The 16,355-nt window shown below is 61.4% G+C and carries 14 protein-coding genes and 1 other RNA gene; 8 read left to right on the top strand and 7 right to left on the bottom strand.

Going from position 1 to position 16,355, the window contains the following annotated elements; translation table 11 throughout:
- Positions 1 to 99 precede the first annotated feature (99 nt).
- Complete coding sequence (locus GJ700_RS06045) at positions 100 to 1,221, top strand: branched-chain amino acid ABC transporter substrate-binding protein (RefSeq protein WP_154371754.1); 1,122 nt, start codon at positions 100 to 102, stop codon at positions 1,219 to 1,221.
- 57 nt (positions 1,222 to 1,278) lie between these two features.
- Here the strand turns inward: GJ700_RS06045 and GJ700_RS06040 are convergent, their stop codons facing one another.
- Entirely contained in the window at positions 1,279 to 1,590 is a 312-nt protein-coding gene (locus GJ700_RS06040) for a c-type cytochrome (protein ID WP_154372004.1), read from the bottom strand.
- A gap of 141 nt (positions 1,591 to 1,731) precedes the next feature.
- Between GJ700_RS06040 and GJ700_RS06035 the strand changes: the two genes are divergently transcribed.
- Entirely contained in the window at positions 1,732 to 1,953 is a 222-nt protein-coding gene (locus GJ700_RS06035) for a TIGR04438 family Trp-rich protein (protein ID WP_154371753.1), read from the top strand.
- 119 nt (positions 1,954 to 2,072) lie between these two features.
- Here the strand turns inward: GJ700_RS06035 and ilvD are convergent, their stop codons facing one another.
- A complete protein-coding gene (gene ilvD, locus GJ700_RS06030) occupies positions 2,073 to 3,935 on the bottom strand; it encodes a dihydroxy-acid dehydratase (RefSeq protein ID WP_154371752.1) in 1,863 nt (620 codons plus the stop codon).
- Between the two features lie 141 nt (positions 3,936 to 4,076).
- Here ilvD and GJ700_RS06025 point away from each other — a divergent pair, with 141 nt between their 5' ends.
- A complete protein-coding gene (locus GJ700_RS06025; protein WP_154371751.1) occupies positions 4,077 to 4,973 on the top strand; it encodes a LysR family transcriptional regulator in 897 nt (298 codons plus the stop codon).
- On the top strand, positions 4,967 to 5,785 hold the full coding sequence (gene lgt, locus GJ700_RS06020) for a prolipoprotein diacylglyceryl transferase (RefSeq protein WP_154371750.1): 819 nt from the start codon (positions 4,967 to 4,969) through the stop codon (positions 5,783 to 5,785). Before GJ700_RS06025 ends, lgt begins: the two co-directional genes overlap by 7 nt.
- Positions 5,786 to 5,803: 18 nt before the next feature.
- Here lgt and GJ700_RS06015 read toward each other — a convergent pair whose 3' ends face one another.
- From GJ700_RS06015 to GJ700_RS05995, 5 genes are all read right to left on the bottom strand, one after another.
- On the bottom strand, positions 5,804 to 6,262 hold the full coding sequence (locus GJ700_RS06015; RefSeq protein ID WP_154371749.1) for an EVE domain-containing protein: 459 nt from the start codon (positions 6,260 to 6,262) through the stop codon (positions 5,804 to 5,806).
- Between the two features lie 66 nt (positions 6,263 to 6,328).
- A non-coding RNA gene (ssrS, locus tag GJ700_RS06010) (6S RNA) lies at positions 6,329 to 6,507 on the bottom strand.
- Between the two features lie 46 nt (positions 6,508 to 6,553).
- Positions 6,554 to 6,865 (bottom strand): cell division protein ZapA, encoded by a 312-nt coding sequence (locus GJ700_RS06005; RefSeq protein WP_371867846.1) that lies wholly within the window; start codon positions 6,863 to 6,865, stop codon positions 6,554 to 6,556.
- Positions 6,862 to 7,095, bottom strand: a complete 234-nt coding sequence (locus tag GJ700_RS06000) for a hypothetical protein (protein WP_154371748.1) — start codon at positions 7,093 to 7,095, stop codon at positions 6,862 to 6,864. The genes GJ700_RS06005 and GJ700_RS06000 overlap by 4 nt, the downstream gene beginning before the upstream one ends.
- 153 nt (positions 7,096 to 7,248) lie before the next feature.
- Positions 7,249 to 11,880: a beta strand repeat-containing protein gene (locus GJ700_RS05995; RefSeq protein WP_154371747.1), complete on the bottom strand. Its 4,632-nt coding sequence runs from the start codon at positions 11,878 to 11,880 to the stop codon at positions 7,249 to 7,251.
- Positions 11,881 to 12,020: 140 nt separating this feature from the next.
- Between GJ700_RS05995 and GJ700_RS05990 the strand changes: the two genes are divergently transcribed.
- From GJ700_RS05990 to groL, 4 genes are all read left to right on the top strand, one after another.
- Entirely contained in the window at positions 12,021 to 12,701 is a 681-nt protein-coding gene (locus GJ700_RS05990) for a response regulator transcription factor (RefSeq protein WP_154371746.1), read from the top strand.
- Positions 12,698 to 14,128, top strand: coding sequence for a sensor histidine kinase (locus GJ700_RS05985; protein WP_229506832.1), 1,431 nt, complete (start codon positions 12,698 to 12,700; stop codon positions 14,126 to 14,128). Before GJ700_RS05990 ends, GJ700_RS05985 begins: the two co-directional genes overlap by 4 nt.
- 172 nt (positions 14,129 to 14,300) lie before the next feature.
- A complete protein-coding gene (groES, locus tag GJ700_RS05980) occupies positions 14,301 to 14,591 on the top strand; it encodes a co-chaperone GroES (protein ID WP_154371745.1) in 291 nt (96 codons plus the stop codon).
- Between the two features lie 45 nt (positions 14,592 to 14,636).
- Positions 14,637 to 16,286, top strand: coding sequence for a chaperonin GroEL (gene groL, locus GJ700_RS05975; protein WP_154371744.1), 1,650 nt, complete (start codon positions 14,637 to 14,639; stop codon positions 16,284 to 16,286).
- The last annotated feature ends 69 nt before the right edge of the window (positions 16,287 to 16,355 follow it).

The raw sequence follows: 16,355 nt of genomic DNA, 5'->3' as shown, positions 1-16,355 counted from the left end.
GCATAAGCGGAAACAATCGCTGACTGCATAACGTGCAGATGAGATCATTCGGGCCGTCCACACCACTGGACGGCCTTATTTTTTTGGAGCACGCATACAATGCAGAAGAAGTTCATTCCTGTGGCGCTGGCCATGGCTTTCGCGGCCGCAGGCGCCCAGGCGCAGGAAATCGTCAAAATCGGCCACGTGGCTGCCACGTCCGGTCCTTCCGCCCACCTGGGCAAGGATGATGAAAACGGCGCCAAGATGGCGGTGGAAGACTTGAATGCACAGGGATTCAAGATCAATGGCAAACCGGTCAAGTTCGTGCTCTTGCCGGAAGATGACGCGGCCGACCCGAAACAAGGTACGGCGGCAGCGCAAAAACTGGTCGACGCCAAAGTCAACGGCGTGATCGGCCACCAGAATTCCGGCACCACGATTCCCGCCTCGAAGATTTATTACGATGCGGGCATCCCGCAAATTTCCGCATCGTCGACCAGCCCGGTCTACACGCACCAGGGCTACAACACGGCGTTCCGCGTGGTTGCCAACGACAACAAGCTGGGTTCCGTGCTGGGCAAATATGCCGTGCACAAACTGGGCGCGAAAAAGATTGCCGTCATCGACGACCGCACGGCATACGGCCAGGGCGTCGCGGCGGAATTCGCCAAGGGCGCCAAGGGCGCGCAAGTGGTGGCCAAGGAATTCACCACCGATAAAGCCACCGACTTCAACGCGATCCTCACCACCATCAAGGCCAAGAACCCGGACCTGATCTTCTTTGGCGGCATGGATGGCGTGGGCGGCCCGCTGCTGCGCCAGATGCGCTCGCTGGGCATCAAGGCCAAGTTCATGGGCGGCGACGGCATTTGCACGGAAGGCTTGCCGAAACTGGCGGGCGGCGCCGACGAAACCGTGACGTGCGCGGAAGCGGGCGGCGTACCGGCTTCGCAGAAAAAGCAGCTGGAAGAGTTCTCGGCGCGCTACAAGAAGAAATTCAACATGGACGTGCAGATTTACGCACCGTACGTGTATGACGCCGTGATGGCGATGGCCACCGCCATGCAGCAAGCCAAATCCGCCGACCCGGTCAAGTACCTGCCGTTCCTGGCCAAGGTGCATTACCAGGGCATTACCGGCACGATCGCGTTCGACAAGTTTGGCGACATCAAGGATGGCGCGCTGACCCTGTACACGTTCAAGGATGGCCGGCGTGAATTGCTGGAAATCGTGAAGTAAAAAAAAGGGCCGGTTCAGCTGAACCGGCCCTTGTGCGCTGCAGGCAGCGCCGTTACATCATTTCTGCGACAGGACCCATTTCACCAGGGTCTTGGCTTCCGCTTCGCTTACTTGCGGATTGGCTGGCATTGGGACCGCGCCCCAGGTGCCCGAGCCGCCCTTCATGACTTTGGTCACCAGCTTGCCTTCGGCATCCTTTTGACCTGCATACTTGGCTGCGACATCCTTGAATGCCGGGCCCACTACTTTATTGGCGACTGCGTGGCAAGCCATGCAATTCTTTGCTTTGGCCAGATCTGCATTGGCCATGGCGCCTTGTGCTGCGAAGGCCGAAACGGCCGCGATACCAACCATCAAGATACGTTTCATCGTTTTCTCCATAGTAACTACAACTATTCTACCTCGTTATAACAACGCGGGGATCATAGCCCTGGTTGACCCTCGCAACAATATCGCACCCGGTATAGCCCAATCTTTTGTAAGATGATGTATCCAAGGGGGGCTCTTTTTATGCCGATTATTATACTGATTGTTGCGCTGGTTGGCTTACGCTATTTTGAAGTATGGCGTTTTGCCGAAATTTCATGGTGGTACATCGTCGGCCTGATGGTGGCGGCGTTTGTCTGGTTCGAATTCCTGGAGCCCATGCTGGGGCTGGACAAGCGCAAGGCGCATGATGTGGACGAGCAGCGCCGCAAGGACAGGGTGAAAAAGAACTTCGACAAGAAATAAAAAAACCGCCATACGGCGGCGTGACCGTAGGGCGGTTTCCGCACAGCGGAAGCCGCCGTGCATGCGTCAACATGGCGCACGCAGGCGGCTTTGTAAAAGCCGCCCTACGCAATGAGATATCAGCGTTTCAATTGCGACAGGTCGCGCACCGCGCCGCGGTCGGCCGACGTGGTCAGCGCCGCATAGGCTTGCAGCGCCTGCGATACCACGCGCTCGCGGTTGACAGGCTGCCATGCATCGGCGCCCTTCGCTTCCATGGCCGCGCGGCGCGCCGCCAGCGTTTCATCGGACACGCGCAGGCCGATGGTGCGGTTCGGGATATCGATGTCGATCATGTCGCCCTCTTCCACCAGGCCGATCGCGCCGCCTTCCGCCGCTTCCGGCGAGGCGTGGCCGATCACCAGACCCGACGAACCGCCCGAGAAGCGGCCATCGGTGAACAGCGCGCACGCCTTGCCCAGGCCCTTGGATTTGATGTACGACGTCGGGTACAGCATTTCCTGCATGCCCGGACCGCCTTTCGGGCCTTCGTAGCGGATGATGACGACGTCGCCTTCGTGCACGGTGTCGCCCAGGATGGCTTCCACCGCCGCGTCCTGGCTTTCAAACACGCGCGCCTTGCCGGAGAACTTCAGGATGCTTTCATCCACGCCGGCGGTTTTCACGATGCAGCCTTTTTCCGCCAGGTTGCCGTACAAGACCGCCAGGCCGCCGTCTTTCGAATATGCGTGTTCCAGGTCGCGGATGCAGCCGGTGCTGCGGTCCAGGTCCAGCGCATCGAAACGTTCCGCTTGCGAGAACGCGACCTGGGTCGGCACGCCGCCCGGCGCCGCGCGGAACAGCTGGTGCACGGCAGGATCGTCGCTGCGCTTGACGTCATTCTTTTCAATCGCTTCGCCCAGCGTTTTCGCGTGGACCGACGACACCGACGTATCGAGCAGGCCGGCACGCGCCAGCTCGCCCAGGATGCTGATGATGCCGCCCGCGCGGTGCACGTCTTCGATGTGGAACTTGTCCGTCATCGGCGCCACTTTGCACAGGCAAGGCACTTTGCGCGAAATACGGTCGATGTCGGCCATCGTGAACGGCACGCCCGCTTCGTGCGCGGCCGCCAGCAAGTGCAGCACGGTGTTGGTGGAACCGCCCATCGACACGTCCAGCGCCATGGCGTTTTCAAACGCGGCCATGGTGGCGATATTGCGCGGCAGGATCGAGGCGTCATCCTGTTCGTAATAGCGCTTGGCCAGGTCGACGATCAGGCGGCCAGCGCGCAGGAACAGTTCCTTGCGGTCGGCGTGGGTGGCCACGATGGTGCCGTTGCCCGGCAGGGACAGGCCCAGCGCCTCGGTCAGGCAGTTCATCGAGTTGGCGGTAAACATGCCGGAGCACGAGCCGCAGGTCGGGCACGCGGAACGCTCGATTTCCGCCACGTCGGCGTCGGACACGGTGGTGTCGCCCGCCTTGATCATGGCGTCGACCAGGTCCAGCTTGATGATCTTTTGCGTGTTGTTGACGACTTTCACGACCTTGCCCGCTTCCATCGGGCCGCCCGACACGAAGATCACGGGGATGTTCAAACGCATGGCGGCCATCAGCATGCCCGGCGTGATCTTGTCGCAGTTCGAGATGCAGACCATGGCGTCCGCGCAGTGCGCGTTGACCATGTATTCGACCGAGTCGGCGATCAGGTCGCGCGATGGCAGCGAATACAGCATGCCGCCGTGGCCCATGGCGATACCGTCATCGACGGCGATGGTGTTGAATTCCTTGGCGACGCCGCCCGCCGCTTCGATTTCACGGGCAACCAGCTGGCCCAGGTCTTTCAGGTGCACGTGGCCAGGCACGAATTGCGTGAACGAGTTCACAACGGCGATGATCGGCTTGTCGAAATCGCCATCTTTCATGCCGGTGGCGCGCCACAGCGCGCGCGCGCCGGCCATGTTGCGGCCATGGGTGGTGGTACGGGAACGGTATTGCGGCATGGTGTACTCCTCTATTCTTTGCGCATAACTTTATGCGGATTACGCCAGATTGCCTTTCCCATGCCCACAAGTCAAATATGGTTTTTATGCCGCTGTGATACGCTATAAATATCACAGCACTGAATTGCGAATAATTCCCATATGAACATAGAGTTGAGGCAGTTGCGCTACTTCGTCACGGTGGCCGAAGAACTGCACTTCGGCAAAGCCGCGCAGCGCCTGCACATGACGCAGCCGCCGCTGTCGCAAGCCATCGCGCAACTGGAAGACATGCTGGGTGCGCCGCTGTTCGACCGCAACCGCCGCGGCGTGGCGTTGACGCCGGCCGGTGGCGCCCTGTTGCCGGAAGCGCGCCGCCTGCTGGCGCAGGCGCAGGAATTGCCGGCGCTGGTGCAGCGCGCCGCGTCCGGCGAAAGCGGACGCCTGGCGCTGGCCTTCGTGTCGTCGGCGGACTACAGCGTGCTGCCGCCGTTCCTGCGCGCGTACCGCGCCGCCTATCCGCAAGTGCAGATCGCGCTGCAGGAAGCCACGTCGGACTTGCAGCTGGAAGATTTGCTGCGCAGTAGGATCGATGCGGGCTTGCTGATTCCGCCGCTGCCGGACAAGGCGAAATCCGACCTCGATTATCTGCCCGTGCTGAAGGAACCGCTGGTGCTGGCCGCGCCACTGGGACTGATCACGAAACGGGGCAAGGTGGCGCTGAAGGATTTGCCCACGCTGCCGCTGATTATCTTCCCCCGTTCGATTTCGCCCGGCCTGTATGACGCCATCCTGTCCGTGTTCCGCGCGGCGGGACTGACGCCGGCCATCGGGCAGGAAGCGATCCAGATGCAAACCATCGTCAGCCTGGTGTCGGCTGGCATGGGCATCGCGCTTGTGCCACAATCCGTGTCGAATTTGATGCGCCCCGGCGTAGAATACCGGGCGCTGGCCGACCCGACACCATTGGTCGAAACCGGCCTGGCCTGGCGCCGCGACAATCCGTCGCCCGTGCTGCAGGGCTTCCTGGAATTATTACGAAAGAATATCGCATGCTGATCCACCCGATGCCCGATCCCGTCGCCCTCGCGCTGGGGCCTGTCAAGATCCACTGGTATGGCCTGATGTACGTGCTGGCGTTCGCGCTGTTCATCCTGCTGGGGCGCGTGCGGATCAAACAGCCGCACATTGCCCGCCAGGGCTGGACCAACCAGCACCTGGACGACATGCTGTTTTACGGCATGCTGGGCGTGGTGCTGGGCGGCCGCCTGGGGGAAGTGCTGTTTTACCGTCCCGACTACTTCTTCCACAACCCGCTGCAAATCTTCGCCGTGTGGAATGGCGGCATGTCGTTCCACGGCGGCTTCCTCGGCGTGCTGTTTGCCATGTGGCTGTGGGCGCGCAAGCAAGGCTTCAACGTGCTGGACGTGTATGACTTCATCGCGCCGCTGGTGCCGCTCGGTTATGCGTGCGGCCGCATGGGGAACTTCATCAATGCGGAATTGCCGGGCCGCGTGGCGCCGGACACCTTGCCGTGGGCGATGATCTGGCCGAATGTCGACGCCTTGCCGCGCCATCCGTCGCCGATTTACCAGATGCTGGTCGACGGCCTGCTGGTGTTCGTTATCGTCTGGCCCTTTGCCCGCAAGGCCCGTCCGCGGCTGGCCGTGGGCGGGCTGTTCGTGCTGCTGTATGGCTGCGCGCGCTTCTTCACGGAATACTTCCGCACGCCCGACTGGAGCATCAATGTCGCCGGTATCGACGTGTCGTCGGGCCAGATGCTGTCGCTGCCGATGATTGTCGGCGCGCTGCTGATGCTGGCGTGGTCTTACAAGAAGCAGGTGTACGCGGGCGCGCCCTCCGCCGCATAGGCCGCATACGTCAACCGCTTACTTCAGCAGCTTTTGCAAGGTCTTCCACTGCCCCGCCGTCACCGGCGTGATCGACAAACGGCTACCCTTCTGCAGCACCACCATGTCTTCCAGTTCAGGAATCGTGCGCAGTTCCGCCAGCGACAGCAGGCGGGTCTTGCGCACCGCCTTCACATCGACCATGACCCAGCGCGGTTCTTCGCGCTTGGACTTCGCATCGTAATAGTGGCTGGCCGGATCGAATTGCGTATCGTCCGGATACGCGGTGCTGGCCACTTCCGCCAGGCCCGCGATGCCGGGCTCGGGGCAGCTGGAGTGGTAGAACAAGACGCCATCGCCGACCTGCATGCCATCGCGCATGAAGTTGCGGGCCTGGTAGTTGCGCACGCCGAACCAGGGCACGGTCTGTTTGGGGGCGGCCAGCGCATCGTCGATGCTGACTTCATCGGGTTCGGATTTCATCAACCAGTAAGCCATGCGGTTTCCTTTGGACGAAAAAAAGCGGCTGCGCATCGATGATGCTCAACCGCTTCTTATGGGAATAAGTGCCCCGCCTGTGCCGCTATGCCGGCATCCCGAACCTAACGGCTCAGGTGGTCACAGTTAGTTCAATTTCGGGTTCATCGGGCTAGCGACGCTCACTCCCATCAAACAAATTCCCGCGACCGGTGCAAACAAATGGTTCAAGGAATATAAGGCATCCACGAACACCGCAGGGTGAGACGGAGTTTACTCCTCCTTGCGCAATCAGGAAAGAGGAAACATGCGTCAGAACAGAATTTCTTGCGGCGTCAGTGCGCTGTCGAGGACTTTGTGCATGGCCGCGATCTTTTCCTGCACTTCCAGCATGGACATGTCGGACAGCGGGCCGGATGGCGCCTTGGACGACAGGAATTCCGCCGCCATGCTGAGCGCAGCCATCACGGCGATGCGGTCATTGCCTTTGACTTTGCCTGCGTCGCGGATGCCCGTCATCTTTTTATCGAGGAAGGCCGCTGCTTCGCGCAGCGCACGCTCTTCCTCTTCCTTGCAAGCCAGCTTGTAGGGCTGGCCCATGATGGTCACGTCAATTTGAATCACTGGGGTTCACTCTGGGGTTGCGGCTCGGCCTCGGCCTGATCGGGCGGGATCTGCGCCAACAGTGCCGACACACGGCGCGACGCCTCAGCCAGGCGCAATTGATAAGCCTGTGCTTCCGCCGCGAGCGCGACATTACGCTGGCGCAGTTCCGCGTTTTCACGGCGCAGCGCCATCGTCATTTCGGCCAGTTGGTCGATCTTATCGGAAAGTTCTTGGAAATCTGAAATCATCCCGCCACTATAGGACGCCTTGCAAAGCCACGTCAACCGTCACACGTGCATGATGCGCATATTCGAACCTTCATTCGAATATGTAAACAAAATGATAACGGAGATTCACCATCCTCATGACGCTGAAGATGGCGAATCGTCATAACAACCTGCTTAACTGTTGCTGACACCAACCAGTTGCACGCCGGCGGAACCACCGGTAATCGACGCCTGCAACAAGTCGGCAAACGTGTGCAAACGGTCGACCGTCCAACCGGACGCCATGTCGTACGGGCTGCTGCCCTGGTCCGCATGGGCGATCAGGTCGGCCATCGACAGCGCGGCAACCTGCTTGCCGGATGCGTCAACCAGGTCCAGCTCACTGAAACTGCCTTTCGCATAATCCTCGATGGTGAATTGCGCATACGACTTGCCACCGCTGACGTAATTGATGACCAGGTTGCTGCCATCGATGTTGGCTTTCACGTTGTCCGCGCTCATCGTCACCGTCGAGAACACCTTGTTGGCCGTGAACTTCAGCACATCGCCGCTGCCCGACGTATCGTGCACCGTGTCCTTGCCGTCGCCCATCGACATCACGTAGGTATCCTTGCCGGCGCCGCCGTGCAAGTCATCGTTGCCCATGCCGCTATATAAGGTGTCGTCGCCCGCACCGCCCCACAGGCGGTTATTGCCCGCGTACTTGTAGCCCAGCGTATAGGCCAGGAAACCGGCGATGAAGAAGTCCGCGCCCTTGAATTCGGACAGGTGGGTATCGATGCCCAGGTACTTGCCCAGCCAGTTGACGCCGTCGCCGCTGGCGTTCGACGCCGTCTTCAATGCATCGCCCAGCCACTCCACCGACGTGCTCAGCGCGCTGCCCACGTCCGCATCCGCCACGTAGCTGACGCCGGTGGTGATGCCGTTGATCGCGGAATCCAGGCCGCTCTTGCCGTCTTTGAGGGCCGTCTTTAATGGCGACGCGATATCGAAGTCCGCCGACGACAAGCCGGTGGCGCCGGTAATGGCCGATACCGCCGCGTTGCCCGCGCTGTTCATGCTGTCCACCAGCTTGCCCGCGCTGGTCGTGGCCTTGTCCAGTTCCGACTTCATCGAGGCGGCAATGCCATTCCAGCCTTTGGTGATTTCATCGGTCATCGTCGTATTCAGGTACTTCGTGATGGCGTCAAAACCTTTGCCGGCGTCGGTCCACGCGGCGTTGAGCGTGTTGGCTTTGCCGACCAGCAGATGGTCGATCACGCCCCAGCCCATCCCCATCATGGTGTCGTTGCCATTGCCGCCGCCCACGTAGGTGCCGGCGTTGGTGGCGAAGATGGTGTCGTCGCCATCACCGCCCACGATCACATTGCCCACCAGGTTCAGCTTCGACAAGTCGCCTTTCGACAACGCGCCATACTGGGAGCGGATGAAGTTGGCGTTCATGGCCGCCCCCACCCAGTCGCCGGCGGATTCGTAATCGTTTTCCGCCAGCGCCTCGGCCGCGTTGAACACGGTGATTTCCGCCAGGCCGATGATGGTGTCGTTGCCGGCGCCGCCCACCGCGATATTGTTCTGGCCCGACGAGACGATCAAGTCATTACCCGCGCCACCCATGCCGATGGTGGTGGTGCCGGCCAGGATCATGGTGTCGTTGCCATTCCCCGCGTGCACGAAGTTCATGCCGGTATCGAGGCTGACCTTGGTGCTGCTGGTGGTCTGCGCCTTGTCGGAACCTTCGATGGCTTGCGTGGTGGTGCTGCTGTACGACAGCTTGCTGCCCGCGTTGACCACGACGAGGAAGTCGTCGCCGCTGTCGGCCAGCACCACATTGTGGTCGCCGTAGACGACCGCCGTGTCATTGCCGCCGCCGGTCCAGCCCACGTTCAGCTGCACGCTGCCGGTGGTGTTGCTGGTGGTGGTTTGCTGCGAGCCTTCCGGTTGCGTGGTGGTGGTCTTGGTGTTGGAGCCGCCATACGACACCATTACCAGCACGTCCTTGCCGCCGCCGCTGATGACGCCATTGTCGACGCCGACCGTGGTGATGACGTTGTTGCCGTCACCGGCCACCACCAGGTTGCCGTTGGCATTGACGGATTTGGTGGCCGAGCCAAAGGCCAGCGCCGTCAGCACATCGTCACCGCTGCCGCCTTCGATGATGTTGGCCTTGCCCAGCGCCGTCACCACGTTGTTACCCTCGCCCGCCACGATCACGTCATAGGTGCCGATCGCGGTCACCACGTCGCTGCCCGCGCCGGTGACGATGCCGGCCTTGCTGCCGACCGAGGTCACCACGTCGCTGGACGCGCCCGTCACGATCAGGTTGTTGACACCCAGTGCGGTCGCCGTAGTGGCCGCACTGCCGCCCACCAGCACATTGTTCTTGCCGAACGCCGTCATGGTGTCGCGGCCGGTCTGGGCCGATGCAGCACCGGCCAGGCCCGCTTTCGATACCAGGTCGGTGGCGGCCACACCGGCGGTAATGGAATCGACCAGGCCCACGGCGGTCGCGCCGATTTCCGCGTAATTACCCGAAGCCAGCAAGTTGTTGGCGCCGGCGGCCGTGATGGTGTCCGCACCGGCGTCGCCCCACAGCACGTTGCGCGCACCGATCGCCGTGACCACGTCGTTACCCGTGCCGCTCCACACCACGTTGTTGGCGCCGATGGTGGTGGCCACGTCATTGCCGCCGCCCGTGTACACCACGTTGGTCGAGCCGATCCCCGTCACCACGTCGTTGCCCGCCGTGTTGGCCAGCGTATTGCCGATGAAGGTGGTGACCGCCTTGGTAACGCCGCCGGCCGCGCTGCCCAGCTTGGCGCTGACATCGGCCACGCCTTCGCCCAGGCCCGTCACCAGCACGTTGTTGGAACCGGCCGCCGTCACCACGTTGTTGCCTGCGGTGTTGACGACGATGTTGTTGCCGCCGATCGCCGTGGTGACGTTGTCGCCGCCGTTGGCCAGCACGATATTGTTGCCGCCTGCCGCCGTCACGACATCCTTGCCGGCGCCCGTGTAAATCACGTTGTTGCCGCCCGCCGCCACCACCGTGTCGGCGCCCGCTCCGCTGTTGATGGCAGCCGTCAGCTTGGCGGTGGCGTTGGTGACGGCCTTGGCGGCGTCCTTATTTGGCATGACGTCGGCCAGCACCTTGCCCAGGCCGCCCGTGGCCGCCTTGACCATGCCGCCCAGTTCCGTCAGCACCACGTTGGTGCCGCCGAGCGCGACGGTGGTATTGCCGCCAACCGCCGTGGCGATCAGGTTGCCCGCGCCCAGGCCCAGCGTGGTGTTGCCGCTGCCGTTGGCGATGACGACATTGTTCATGCCGACGGCCGCCTGCAGGTTGCCGCCCTGGTTGCTGATCAGCGCATTGGTGTTGCCCAGCGCGCCGACCTTGTTGTTGGCGCCGCCGGTGTAGACGATATTGACCGCGCCGCCCGCCACCACGGTGCTGCTGCCGCCGCCATCGACGATGACGTTGGCGCCGCCGCCGGCGATGATGGTGTCGTTGCCGTCGTTGGCGTTGACGCCGTTGCCGCCGCCCAGCGCCAGCACGGTGTCGTTGCCGTCGGAGGCATTGACCACATTCAAGCCGCCGATGGCCGTCACATTGTCGTTGCCGGCGCCGCTGTTGATGACGTTGGAGCCGCCCTTGGCGTCGACCTTGTCGGCGCCGTTGCCGGTGGTGACCACGTTGGACGCGGCATTCACCGTCACGTTGTTATTGCCGTTGCCGACATTGATGACATTCGATGCCGCATTGGCGACCACGCGGTCGGCGCCATCGCCGGCGTTGAGCACATTGCTGGCGCCATTCAAGGTCACGTTGTTGTTGCCATGGCCGGCATTGATCTCGTTGGAGACGCCGTCCGCGGTGATGGTGTCGTCATTGCCGCCTGCCGTGATCTTGTTGCGGCCGCCTTCTGCCTTGATCGTGTTGTTACCTTCGCCGGCGTTGATCTGGTTGTTGGCAGCCTTGACGGTGATGCGGTCGGCGCCGCCATTGGTGTTGATGACGTTGCTGGCGCCATCGGCCGTGACGACGTCATCCCAGTTACCGGTGTTGATGACGTTCGACGCGCCGCCTGCCGTCACGGTGTTGTTGCCGTGGGCCGCATCGACGGTGTTCGAGCCGCCGTTGACGGTGATGTTGTCGTGGCCGTCGCCGGTGGTGGTGACCTTGTTGGAACCGCCATTGGCCACCACGGTGTTATTGCCTCCACGCAGTTCGATGTCGTTCCAGCCGCCGTTGGCGGTAACGTTGTCGTTGCCGTTGCCGCCGTCGATCTCGTTATAGGCCGAGTTGACGGACAGGGTGTTGTTGCCTTCGCCCAGGTCGACGTCGGCCGCCGCACCGGCCGCGATCGTGACCTTGTCGTCGCCATTACCGCCGAGCACCTTGTTATAAATGCCCACGTTGATATTGATGGTATCGTTGCCGTTGCCGCCGTCCACCACGTTATAGCCGCCAACCTTGATGGTCAGGGTGTCGTTGCCGTCGTCGCCGTAGATATTGTTGTAGGCGCCCGCCGTGACGGTGATGTTGTCGTTGCCGCCTTCGCCGTGGATGATATTGGCGCCGAGCGAACTGGCGGTGTAGCTATTGTCGCCATTGCCCAGGCTTTTCTTGGTATAGCCAAGTTCGACGATTTTCTTGGCTGCGGCGGTCATGTCCTTGCCGACTTCCTCGAAGGCGCTGCCGATGCTGTTGAAATCGTCGCCCATGTCCTTGACGGCGTCGCCAACCTTGTCGACCACCTTTTCGATGGGTTTTACGATATTTTTCTTGATCCAGCTGCCGAAACCCATTGTGTCTTCCTTTCCGAAGGTTTTAATACACTTGCATTAAAACAACCGAAGATGACAAGACGCATTACTGGAAGATTACAGCTTTGTCATTTTTCCCCAGCCACGTTGACGGAGTTCCGGGCGGCCGGGACAATACTCTAATGAAAGCCTTATTGATTGAAGACGAACAACGCATTGCCAGCTTTGTCTGCGCGGGATTGCGCGAACATGGCTTCCTGGTCGAGCATTGCGAAGATGGCAACCAGGGCTATGACTATGCGCTGAGCCGCGATTACGACGTGGTGCTGCTCGACATCATGCTGCCCGGGCGCGACGGCTTGTCTATCCTGAAAGCCATGCGGCGCGAAGGACGCGATACGCCCGTGATCCTGCTGACTGCCCGCAATGAACTGGACGACCGCCTGCAAGGATTGAACCTGGGCGCCGACGATTACCTGGCCAAGCCGTTTTATGTCGAAGAATTGCTGGCCCGCATCCATGCGCTGCTGCGCCGGGTCAGCGGCGAGCGGCAAAACATGCTGGCGGTCGGCCCGGTACGGCTGGACCGCCTGAGCCGCGTGGCCGAAGTCGATGGCCGTTCCGTCGAGTTGACCAGCCGCGAATTCAATTTGATGGAATACCTGATGCGCTCGCCGGGACGCGTGTATACCCGCACGCAAATCCTCGAACACGTATGGGGCTACGATTTCGAGCCGCAGACCAATATGGTCGATGTCTGCATACAACGGCTGCGCAAGAAGCTGGAATTGCCGGACGAAGTGGCGATTGAAGCGGTACGGGGCGTCGGTTACCGCTTGCGCAAGCCGGAAGGCTTGCCATGACCGGCGCGGCGAGCCGCCGCTTCAGCAAGCTGATGGCCCGCCTGCTGGCGCGCTGGCCACAATTGCGCTCATTCCGCCTGCGCATCGCGCTGGTGTCGACCGTTATCGCGCTGGTCGCCATCACGGCGCTGTATGCGTCGACCGCCTACATCATCGTGCACCGGCGCGCCGGCATCATCGACCGCGTGCTGGCGGCCCAGTTGTCCGGCCCGCTGTTTCAACTGACTTTGCAGGCGCCGTGGTCCGCCATCGATGCCCACATCAATGCCAGCTTCAGCGGCTTCGCGCCGGAAGGGTCGACGGAAGGCTTTGCCATCCTGCGGGTCCACCATGCGCAGGCGGGCGAGTTGTACCGCAGCAGCGACTGGCCGCTGGAACTGGCGCCGCAGCCGGCGCCGCAAGCGGGGAGCGGATTGCAAACCCTCGACAGTGCCGATCGCAGCTGGCGGGTCGGTTCCGTGACCGACGGGCCTGTCACGGTATGGATCGGCGTCAACCGCAGCCTGTCGAACGCGCAGCTGCGCGCCTCGTTCGGACGCTTTGCCGGCGCGCTGGCCGGCATGGTTGCATTGATCGGCGTGCTGTCGTGGTACCTGGCGGGCGGCGCCATGCGTCCCGTCGAGCGGCTGACCCGCGTCATGGTGCGCATCAATGCCACCGACCTGGACCGGCGCGTGTCGACCGAGCACGAAGACCGGGAATTTGCCGAACTGATCACCGTGTTCAACGCCATGCTGGACCGGTTGCAGCGCAGCTACCAGCAAGCCGTACGCTTTTCCGGCGACGCGGCCCATGAGTTGAAGACCCCGCTGACCATCCTGCAAGGCGAACTGGAACGCAGTTTTGCCCGCGCCGCCAGCGATCCCGCGCTGGAACAAGGGCTGGCCAACATGCTGGACGAAGTGCGCCGCCTGGATTCCATCGTCCGCAAACTGCTGTTACTGGCGCGGGCCGACGCGGGCCAGTTGCACATCCCGATGACGCGCACCGACCTCGCCCCGCTGCTGGAAGAACTGGCGGAAGACATCGGCCTGATGGACGACAGCCGCGCCGTGCGGCTGGAGCTGCCGCAGCACTTGTATGTGAACGGCGATGCGGAACTGCTGGGCCAGGTGCTGCACAACCTGGTGAGCAACGCCATCAAATATGGCACGGCCGGCGGCTGGATCGCATTAACCGCGCGCGAGGAAGGCCAACATTGGCAAATCGACATCAGTAACGCGTCGGAAGGTATTGCCGCAGAACACTGGGACCGCTTGTTCGACCGCTTTTACCGCGCCGACCAGGCCCATAACCGCCGCGTTTCCGGCGTCGGACTGGGCTTGTCGCTGGCGCGCGACATCGCCCGCGCCCATGGCGGCGCCCTGGAATTGGCCGATCCCGGCCCCGGGAAAGTGTGCTTCCGGCTGACCCTGCCGGTTGCATAAACAAAATACTTTTTCAAGCGTGCCTTGAAATACCAAAACACCATCCCTATAATTGGCACTCGTTAGACGAGAGTGCTAACAAGAATTCTGGGGCAGTGGCCAGGCGATAACGCCGGTTACTGTTCCACCAGCATGACAACCATTGCTTGATTGCTATCTAAAGGAGTTTTGTATGAATCTGCGTCCATTGCACGACCGCGTCATCGTTAAGCGTCTCGACCAGGAAACCAAGACCGCATCCGGTCTGATCATTCCTGACGCTGCTGCTGAAAAACCAGACCAGGGCGAAGTCCTGGCCGTGGGCAACGGCAAAGTGCTGGATGACGGCAAAGTGCGTCCACTGGAAGTCAAAGTGGGTGACCGCGTTCTGTTCGGCAAATACTCGGGCCAGGCTGTCAAAGTTGACGGCGAAGAGCTGCTGGTAATGCGCGAAGAAGACATCATGGCTGTTGTCAACAAGTAATACTTGTCACAACACCTACACTGAACAGATTTAGGAGAATACAGAATGGCAGCTAAAGACGTAGTATTCGGCGACGCAGCGCGCGCCAAAATGGTTGAAGGCGTAAATATCCTGGCTAACGCCGTTAAAGTCACGCTGGGCCCGAAAGGCCGCAACGTGGTGCTGGAGCGCTCGTTCGGCGCCCCAACCGTCACCAAGGACGGTGTGTCGGTCGCCAAAGAGATCGAACTGAAAGACAAGCTGATGAACATGGGCGCGCAAATGGTGAAGGAAGTTGCTTCCAAAACCAGCGACAACGCCGGTGACGGTACCACCACCGCAACCGTGCTGGCCCAGGCAATCGTGCGCGAAGGCATGAAATTCGTTGCCGCCGGCATGAACCCGATGGACCTGAAGCGCGGTATCGACAAAGCTGTTGCTGCGACCGTTGAGCAGATCGCCGCTATCGCCCGTCCATGCACCACCTCGAAAGAAATCGCCCAGGTTGGTTCGATTTCCGCTAACTCCGACGCATCGATCGGCGAGCGCATCGCTGAAGCCATGGAAAAAGTCGGCAAGGAAGGCGTCATCACCGTGGAAGACGGCAAGTCGCTGAACGACGAGCTGGACATCGTTGAAGGTATGCAGTTCGACCGCGGCTACCTGTCGCCATACTTCATCAACAACCAAGAGAAGCAAGTTGCCATCCTGGACAACCCATTCGTCCTGCTGTGCGACAAGAAAATCTCGAACATCCGCGACCTGCTGCCAGCCCTGGAGCAAGTAGCCAAAGCCGGCCGTCCTCTGCTGATCATCGCTGAAGACATCGAAGGCGAAGCACTGGCGACTCTGGTGGTCAACAACATCCGCGGCATCCTGAAAACCTGCGCAGTGAAAGCCCCTGGCTTCGGCGACCGCCGCAAGGCCATGCTGGAAGACATCGCGATCCTGACCGGCGGCCAGGTTGTTGCTGAAGAAGTGGGCCTGACCCTGGACAAAGTGACGCTGGCAGAACTGGGCCAGGCGAAACGTATTGAAGTGGGCAAGGAAAACACCATCGTCATCGACGGCGCTGGCGAAGCTTCGAACATCCAGGCTCGCGTGAAACAAATCCGCGTTCAAATCGAAGAAGCAACCTCGGACTACGACCGTGAAAAACTGCAAGAGCGCGTAGCCAAACTGGCTGGCGGTGTTGCCGTGATCAAGGTTGGCGCAGCCACCGAAGTTGAAATGAAAGAAAAGAAAGCACGCGTTGAAGACGCGCTGCACGCTACCCGCGCTGCGGTTGAAGAAGGTATCGTGCCAGGCGGCGGTGTTGCCCTGCTGCGCGCCCGCTCGTCGATCAGCAACCTGAAAGGCGACAACGCCGACCAGGACGCTGGTATCAAGATCGTGCTGCGCGCCATGGAAGAGCCACTGCGCATGATCGTTCAAAACGCCGGCGAAGAATCGTCCGTCGTGGTGAACGCTGTGCTGGCAGGTTCCGGCAACTACGGCTACAACGCCGCCAACGGCACCTACGGCGACATGGTGGAAATGGGCGTTCTGGACCCAGCCAAAGTGACCCGCTCGGCACTGCAAAACGCTGCTTCCGTGGCCAGCCTGATGCTGACCACCGACTGCATGGTGGCTGAAGTTGTGGAAGACAAGCCAGCCGGCGGCATGGGTGGCATGGGCGGTATGGGTGGCATGGGCGGCATGGACGGCATGATGTAATTGCCTCCGATGGCCGGCACTGCGCCGGCCAGCCGGCAAAAGCCTGCAAGGTCCGCCTTGCGGGCTTTT

Origin of the sequence: Pseudoduganella rivuli (assembly GCF_009674485.1) — a bacterium.
GTDB lineage: Bacteria > Pseudomonadota > Gammaproteobacteria > Burkholderiales > Burkholderiaceae_D > Rugamonas > Rugamonas rivuli_B.
Note: the sequence above shows the minus strand (reverse complement) of the source record. Positions and strands in the feature narration are given on the sequence as shown.